Source organism: Ferrovibrio sp., from assembly GCF_017994015.1.
Taxonomy (GTDB): Bacteria; Pseudomonadota; Alphaproteobacteria; order Ferrovibrionales; family Ferrovibrionaceae; genus Ferrovibrio.
The window spans coordinates 98,254-105,792 of sequence record NZ_JAGOLP010000007.1 but is presented as its reverse complement, the minus strand read 5'-3'; the positions used below and the strand labels follow the sequence as shown (position 1 = coordinate 105,792).

Sequence of the window (7,539 nt, the reverse complement as noted above, 5' to 3'; positions counted from 1 at the left end):
CCTCGGTCACCAGCACCGGGGCCGGGCGGCCCGGGATCAGCGCCGTGGTGATGATGATATCCTGCTTCTTCACCGTCTCGGCGATCAGGGCGGCCTGCTTGGCCTTGTATTCCGCCGACATTTCCTTGGCATAGCCGCCGGCGGTCTGGCTGGCGCGGGCTTCCTCGTCATCCACCCAGACAAACTTGCCGCCCAGGGATTCGACCTGCTCCTTGGTGGCCGGGCGCACATCGGTGGCGCTGACCACGGCGCCGAGCCGCTTGGCGGTGGCGATGGCCTGCAAGCCGGCAACGCCCACACCCATGACAAACACGCGCGCCGGCGCGATGGTGCCGGCCGAGGTCATCATCATCGGGAAGGCGCGGCCGAATACGGCGGCGGCATCCAGCACCGCCTTGTAGCCGGCCAGGTTGGATTGCGATGACAGCACGTCCATGCTCTGGGCGCGGGTGATGCGCGGCATCAGTTCCATGGCATAGGCATCGATGCCGGCGGCGGCATAGGCCTTCACCTGCTCGCGCTGCTGCAAGGGTTGCAGCATGGCCACCAGCACGGCGCCCTTTTTCAGCAGGGCCAGTTCGTCATTGCCCTCGGCGGCGGTCATCGGCCGCTGCACCTTCAGCACCATGTCGGCATCGGCCAGCGCCGCGCGGGCATCGGGCGCAATGCTGGCGCCGGCATCGGCAAACAGGCTGTCGGGGATATCGGCACCGGCACCGGCGCCGGTTTCCACCACCACTTCGGCGCCCAGGGCGACAAATTTCTTCACCGTTTCCGGCGAAGCGGCGGCACGCCGTTCACCCGGACGGCGTTCCTTCGGAATCGCTATCTTCATAGCCTTTGGCTCCCCCTCAGACCTGTTCACGCAATACTAAAAGCCGGCGCCGCTGCGCCGGTCAGCACGCCCTAAATCAATCGACCAGGAACTTGGCCATCAATGCCAGGGTGATGGCCAGCAGAATGCACGACCAGGTGGTCAGTTTGATGAAGCCGCTATAGGTCGACTTGTGCTGGCTGATATCCATGCTGCCCATCTTGTGTTCGCCCGACGACGTACCCATTGCCTGTTCCTCTTTGGCTTCGGTTTGATATGGCTTCGACCATGGTCGAATTCGGCCGCGATACTACGCTTTTCCCCGCGCCCCATACAACCCTTCGCTCATGCAGCAGAACGGCTCGAATCAGGCCGTCAGCCCGGCGCCGCCTGCCGAATTCAACGCCGAGAGAATGTTGTTTCCGGCCTGATAGGCGCGGCTGGCCTGCTCCTGCTCGGCGCGTTTCTCGGCCCGGATCTGCGCCAGGGCCTCCAGCCGCAGGGCTTGCGCCGCGGCGGCCACGGCCCGGTCGGCGCCCGAGGGATCGGCTGGGGCCAAAGCCGCCGCCGTCACCTGGGCGGCCTTCTGCAAGGTCGCCTCGGGGTCATTCTCGGCGCTGATATCGATGCTCACCTCGCCGCTGGTGGCATACATCTGGCCATCCGGGCCGCGTGTGTAGCCATAGCTCGGTGCGCCGGCATATTGCCCGCCCACGGCGGCATGGGCGCGCTCATGCGCCCGCACCTTGGCATCAATCGCTTTCAGCTTGGCCACCTGCGCCTTTTCCTCCTCGCTCAGATCGGCCGGCGCCTTGGCGGCGGCATTGCTGCCGGCTGGCGTATCCTGCTGCTGCGCCGCCAGCCCGGCTTGCTGCGCCGCCAGCAAGGTGTTGCCGGCGGCCAGGGGGCGCGCGGAAAAGCCGCTGGCGGGCTGGATGTCGGCAGGCGGGGTGGGGGGCAAAACAGCCGCTTCCGCCACTGCTCCAGAGCCTGGGCCATTGCCTGGGCTGGTAGCAGTATAACGGGGCGCCAGCACGGTCGGCTGGTATGCGGATACGGCGCCGATCATGGCGCCATTCTCGCGCCGAATCGGCAGTGGCTCAACCGGCTTTGTTGCTTTTCCCGGCCAGGGGTTTTATCCCCAAGCCATGACACAAGCATATCTCACCGGCAGCCTGCGGCGCGGGCCATTTGACCTATCCTACCAGGTGGAAGGCGATGGCCCCGCCGCCCTTGTGATCGGCAGCGCGCGTTATTATCCGCGCATTTTCTCCAGCGCCCTGCGCCGCAAGCTGTGCCTGGCTTTCATCGATCATCGCGGCTTCGGCCAGGCGCTCGGCGCCTATGGGCCGGCCGATGCCGGGCTGGATCAGGTGTTGGCGGATACCGAGGCGTTGCGCCAGCAGCTTGGCCTTGGCCGCTGCATTATCATCGGCCATTCCGGCCATGGTTATATGGCGCTGGAATATGCCAAGCGTTTCCCGGAAGCCGCCAGCCATGTTGTCATGATCGCCACCGGGCCAAGCCACAGCCCGGCCGATGCGGCTCTGGCCGAACGCCACTGGCAGGAAGCGGTCTGCCCCGAACGCAAGGCGCGTTTCGCCGCTGACATGGCTGGTCTGCCGGCTTTGCTGGCCGCAGCGCCGGAACGCCGCTTCATCAGCTTCTGCCTCGCCATGGCGGCGCGCTCCTGGTTCGATCCGGGCTTTGATGCCGCGCCGCTCTGGGCCGATGTCAGTGTCAACATGCCGGTGATCGATCAGCTCTGGGGTCAGGCCTTCCGCGATCTCGATATCAGCGCCGGCCTGGATCAGCTCACCATCCCGGTGCTGCTGGCGCTCGGCCGCTGCGATTATCTGGTGGCGCCGGCCGAAGCCTGGGCGCCACACCGCGCCGCCTTCCGCGATCTCACGGTTCGTATCTTCGACCAATCCAGCCACACGCCGCCGCTGGAACAGCCGGCGGCCTTCGACGCCGAATTACTGCGCTGGCTAGGAGTCTAACCCCGCCGCCTTGAGCGCTGCCGCCTGGCGCTGCTCCAGCGCCTGGGTGTCGAAGCCGGCGATCAGGTCGTGAAACAGGCGGTGCCAGTTGATCGCCGCCTTGAGATGCAGGAACACGCCGCCCAGGCCGATAGCGGCGCGGTCCATGAAAACAAATTCGCGCGGCGGGGTGACACCGCCGAGCTTTTTCAATTCGGCATGCACTTTCTCGGCCACTTCGCGGCCATAAACGCCGCTCTGCTCCATTTCCTGGATGCGGCGTGGGCGGTCTTCCAGCAGCGGCGCATAGACAAATTCCGCCCAGAGATTGAGCGTGTCGATCACGTCGTTGCTCAGGCCGGTGAAGCCCCAGGTCTCATAGGCATGCACCGCCAGGGCGCGGTCCTGGGTGGCAATGGCGCGGTAGAGATCGATCACGCCGCCGACAAAGCGCGACGGGAAAATGCGCACGCAGCCAAAATCCAGCAGGTTGATGCCGAGATCGTCGCGCACGGTGTAATTGCCCAAATGCGGATCGCCATGGATCACGCCGCTGCGGTAGAATGGCACATACCAGGCGCGGAACAGGTTATAGGCAATCTTGTCGCGCTGTTCCTGCGGCGCGTCCTTGTAGGTCAGCAGCGGCGCGCCATCGAGCCAGTTCATGGTCAGGAGCCGCTTGGTGCTGAGGCCCGCCACCACCTGCGGCACATGCACATCCGGCTCGTCACGCAGCATGGCGCCATAGAGCCGCATGTGGCGCGCCTCGCGCTCGTAATCCAGTTCCTCGCGCAGCCGGTCGGCAATCTCGGCATGGATATGGCGCGTGTCGATGGCCGGATCGATGCGGCCATAGATGGCGAAGATCAGCTTGAGCTGCTTGAGATCGGCCTCCACCGCCGAGGCCATGTCGGGATATTGCAGCTTCACCGCCAGCTTTTCGCCAGCCAGGCCTTCGGCGCGATGCACCTGGCCGAGCGAGGCGGCGGCTGCGGCGGCAAGGTCAAAGCGGCTGAATTGCCGGGCCCAGTCCGGCCCCAATTCGCTGGCCATGCGGCGTTTCACAAAGGCCGGCCCCATCGCCGGCGCATTGGCCTGAAGCTGGGTCAGCTCCTGCACATATTCCTTGGGCAGCGCATCGGGGATGGTGGACATGATCTGCGCCACCTTCATCAGCGGGCCTTTCAGCCCGCCCAAAGCCTGGCGCAGATCGGCGGCATGTTTTGAGCGGTCGAGCTTGACGCCCAGCATACGCTCGGCGCCGAGCCGGGCAGCCAGGCCGCCCACCGAGGCGCCGACCCGGGCATAACGCCGGGCGCGGCCAAGCGCGCTGTCTTCCTCAGCCATGCCGGTCAGCCAATTGCTTCAAGCTCGTCGATGAAGCCGCCGATCACGCCCAGGCCCTTCGACCAGAAGGCCGGATCGGAAGCATCGAGGCCAAACGGCGCCAGCAATTCCTTGTGCCGCTTGGTGCCGCCGGCCTTAAGCATGGCGAAGTATTTGTCCTGGAAACCCTTCTCGGCATCCTGGTAGCGGGCATAGAGCGCATTCACCAGGCAATCGCCAAAGGCATAGGCATAGACATAGAAGGGCGAATGCACAAAATGCGGGATATAGCACCAGAAGCTGCTGTAATCGGCATCGAATTTCAGCGCCGGCCCCAGGCTTTCGCGCTGCACGCCAAGCCAGATATCGCCCAGCGCATCGGGGGTCAGCTCGCCCTCGCGCCGCGCCGCATGCACACGCTGCTCAAATTTGAAAAACGCGGTCTGCCGCACCACGGTGTTGAGCATGTCCTCCACCTTGGAGGCCAGCATCATCTTGCGCTGCTTCGGCTTGGCCTGCGCCAGCAGGGCGCGGAAGGTGAGCTGCTCGCCAAACACGCTGGCGGTTTCGGCCAGGGTCAGGGGCGTATCGGCCATCAGCGCGCCCTGTTCGGCCGCCAGCACCTGATGCACGCCATGGCCCAGTTCATGCGCCAGGGTCATCACGTCGCGGGTGCGGCCGAGATAGTTCAGCAGCAGATAGGGATGCGCGCTCGGCACGGTGGGATGGGCGAAGGCGCCGGCCGCCTTGCCCGGCCGCGACGGCGCATCGATCCAGTTATTGTCGAAAAAGCGCTTGCCGAGATCGGCCAGCTTGGGCGAGAAGCGGCCATAGGCGCCGAGCACGATGTCGCGCGCTTCCTCCCACGGGATCAGGCGGTCCTTGTCCTCGGGCAGCGGCGCGTTGCGGTCCCACCAGTCAAGCTGGCGCTTGCCCATCCATTTTGCCTTCAGCGCATAATAGCGATGCGAAAGCTGCGGATAGCTCTGCGTCACCGCATCCACCAGCGCATTCACCACTTCCGGCTCAACGCAATTGGAGAGATGCCGCGCCGATTCCGGCTGCGGATACTGGCGCCAGCGATCCTCGATCTCCTTGTCCTTCACCAGCGTGTTGGTGATCAGGGCAAACAGCCGGATATTCTGCTTGAACACCTTGGCCAATGCCTTGGCCGCCGCGCGGCGCTTGGCCGGATCGGTATCAGACAGCAGATGCAGGGTCTGCTCGGCGGTCAGTTCTTCCGCGCCGAGTTTGAAGCGCAGGCCAGCCATGGTTTCGTCAAACAGGCGGTTCCAGGCGGCAGCCCCGGTCACGCTCTTTTCATGCAGCAACTGCTCCAGGTCGTCGGCCAGCTGATGCGGCCGGTAGAGCCGCAGGTCGCGCAGCCAGGGCCGGTAATGCGCCAGCTTCTTCGACGCGGCAAATTTCGCCTCCAGCGCGGCATCCTCCAGCTTGTTCAGTTCCAGGCCGACAAATAGCAGCCGCGTGGTGATGGCATTCAGCTTTTCCTGCATGTCCTGGTAGAAGCGCGCCACCTGCGCATCGTCCATGTTGCCGGCATAGCTCAGCGAGGCATAGGCATAAAGCCGGCCGATGGTGTCTTGCAGCTTCTCATAGCTCTTGATTGCGGCGGCAAGGTCATCGCCGCTCATGCCGGCGATGCGGCCCTTGGCGGATTTTTCCAGCGCCTCGGCAGCCTTGGCGGCGGCGGCAAGATCGGCTTGCAGGGGCTTGGAATCACGCCCCGGATAGAGGTCGTTCAAGTCCCAGTTGGGCAATTTACCCAGCTTCTTCGCCTGTGCCGCCGATACCATGGTTCGCTCCATCACTTCGAATAGTTCTAATATGGGCAAGATAACGCCCGAGGCCAGGGGCGGCATGGTAAAGGTGTAAAAAAATGCCTTTGTAGCATATGTAGCTTTATGCTACATATCGGCTATGCAACTCCGCTTCACCAAAGCTGCGGCTCGGCAATTGCGGAAATTGCCGCTGCAAGCTGTGGAGCGTATTGAGAGCAAGCTGCTGGCATATGCCGCCGATCCGGCGGTTTTCGCTAACCAGGTGGTGGCGATGCAGGGCGAGGACAATCGCTATCGTCTGCGGGTTGGCGAGTATCGCGTGATTTTTGATCAGGATGGCGTCGTGATCGAGATTGTGGCAGTTGGACATCGGCGTGACATTTACCGGAAGACAGACAGATGAACGCAGAAATTCAATGGATCCGCACCCCCAAAGGCGAGGAATTGGTGATTTTGACCAAGGCCGCCTATCAGCGGCTTTTGCGCGATGCGGGCGAGTCTGTTGCGGAGGAAACCATTCCTGCCGATATGGCTTTTCGGATGGCCAAGGGCGAAAATCCCGTGCTGGTGTGGCGCGAATACCGCAAGCTCACGGCTGAGGCGCTGGCGAAAAAAGCCGGCCTGTCTCGGGCCTATGTGACGCAGATCGAAACCGGGGCGCGCAAGGGCTCGGCGCGCAGCCTGCAAGCCCTGGCCCGGGCGCTGAAGGTGGAGATCGAAGACTTGCTGCCGCGCCAGGATTAGGCCAAGGATACCGGCCGCTCAGCCTTTCAGCAAGGCCAGGATCGCGCCGCCCAAAGGCTGCTTCACATCCTCGACAGCGTAAAGCACGCTGAAGTGATGCGCCCCGGCAATCTGCATCAGATGCGCCTGGTTGCCGGCATCGCGGCAGGCGCGGTGGAAATCATCGCTCTGGTCGCGCCAGGCCTGCGGCTCGGCACCGCCCACGGCAATCAGGGTCTGGCAACCGGGCAGCCTGGGCGCCTGATGCAGCAGGGAATTACGCTGCGCGGTGGCGCCATCCAGGCCGATCTCCTGGTTCACGCCGATATGCAGCACCGGCTCCAGATCATAGATGCCGGAAACCAGCGCCAGGCCGGTCGCCTGCGGGCGCGGGCCAAGCTGCGCCGGCCAGGGCAGGGCATAGGCGGCGGCGGCCAGATGCGCACCGGCGGAATGGCCAAACACCACCATGCGGCTGGCATCGCCATTGTAGCGTGCGGCATGGGCGGCGATATGCGCCAGCGCCGCCTGGGTTTGCGCCACGATGGTATCCAGTGTCACCTTCGGCGCCAGATCGTAATTGATATTCACCACAGCGCAGCCAGCGGCGTGATAGGCCGGGGCCAGAAAGCTGTGCAGGCTTTTATCCAGCCCGCGCCAATAGCCGCCATGCACAATCACAAAGATCGGTGCGCCGGGCTGTGTTGCCGGATAGGCATCATAGGTTTGCAGCGGGCCGTCGCCATAGCGGATGTCGTAATAGCCCAGCAGGGCGGCGCGGGCAGCTTCCGACCGCTGCCGGTAGGCAACAAAATGCTGTTCAAAATCCGGCGCGGCGATGCGCGGGTTGTACTGCGCTTCCAGCGCTTGCTGGCTCAGGCCGCGCCATTCCATG

The 7,539-nt window shown here is 64.1% G+C and carries 9 protein-coding genes; 3 read left to right on the top strand and 6 right to left on the bottom strand.

Translation table 11 applies throughout. From position 1 onward, the window contains the following. The 3 genes from KBB36_RS06570 to KBB36_RS06560 all read right to left on the bottom strand — a co-directional run. On the bottom strand, positions 1 to 835 hold an 835-nt coding region (locus KBB36_RS06570), incomplete at its 3' end, for an NAD(P) transhydrogenase subunit alpha (RefSeq protein WP_290978168.1). Between the two features lie 76 nt (positions 836 to 911). Next, complete coding sequence (locus KBB36_RS06565; RefSeq protein ID WP_290978167.1) at positions 912 to 1,061, bottom strand: aa3-type cytochrome c oxidase subunit IV; 150 nt, start codon at positions 1,059 to 1,061, stop codon at positions 912 to 914. 120 nt (positions 1,062 to 1,181) lie between these two features. Beyond that, complete coding sequence (locus KBB36_RS06560) at positions 1,182 to 1,775, bottom strand: putative metalloprotease CJM1_0395 family protein (protein WP_290978166.1); 594 nt, start codon at positions 1,773 to 1,775, stop codon at positions 1,182 to 1,184. Between the two features lie 187 nt (positions 1,776 to 1,962). On the opposite strand from KBB36_RS06560, the gene KBB36_RS06555 reads away from it, so the two are divergent. Beyond that, complete coding sequence (locus KBB36_RS06555; RefSeq protein WP_290978165.1) at positions 1,963 to 2,817, top strand: alpha/beta hydrolase; 855 nt, start codon at positions 1,963 to 1,965, stop codon at positions 2,815 to 2,817. On the opposite strand, the gene KBB36_RS06550 is transcribed toward KBB36_RS06555, so the two are convergent. After that, on the bottom strand, positions 2,806 to 4,143 hold the full coding sequence (locus KBB36_RS06550) for an AarF/ABC1/UbiB kinase family protein (RefSeq protein ID WP_290978164.1): 1,338 nt from the start codon (positions 4,141 to 4,143) through the stop codon (positions 2,806 to 2,808). The two genes, KBB36_RS06555 and KBB36_RS06550, sit on opposite strands and share 12 nt — an antisense overlap. Before the next feature lie 5 nt (positions 4,144 to 4,148). Continuing rightward, on the bottom strand, positions 4,149 to 5,936 hold the full coding sequence (locus tag KBB36_RS06545) for a M3 family oligoendopeptidase (protein WP_290978163.1): 1,788 nt from the start codon (positions 5,934 to 5,936) through the stop codon (positions 4,149 to 4,151). Positions 5,937 to 6,060: 124 nt separating this feature from the next. On the opposite strand from KBB36_RS06545, the gene KBB36_RS06540 reads away from it, so the two are divergent. Both KBB36_RS06540 and KBB36_RS06535 read left to right on the top strand, forming a co-directional pair. Then, entirely contained in the window at positions 6,061 to 6,324 is a 264-nt protein-coding gene (locus KBB36_RS06540; protein WP_290978162.1) for a type II toxin-antitoxin system RelE/ParE family toxin, read from the top strand. Continuing rightward, complete coding sequence (locus KBB36_RS06535; protein ID WP_290978161.1) at positions 6,321 to 6,665, top strand: helix-turn-helix transcriptional regulator; 345 nt, start codon at positions 6,321 to 6,323, stop codon at positions 6,663 to 6,665. Before KBB36_RS06540 ends, KBB36_RS06535 begins: the two co-directional genes overlap by 4 nt. An 18-nt stretch (positions 6,666 to 6,683) precedes the next feature. Here the strand turns inward: KBB36_RS06535 and KBB36_RS06530 are convergent, their stop codons facing one another. After that, positions 6,684 to 7,538, bottom strand: coding sequence for an alpha/beta hydrolase (locus tag KBB36_RS06530; RefSeq protein ID WP_290978160.1), 855 nt, complete (start codon positions 7,536 to 7,538; stop codon positions 6,684 to 6,686). Position 7,539: the final 1 nt, after the last annotated feature.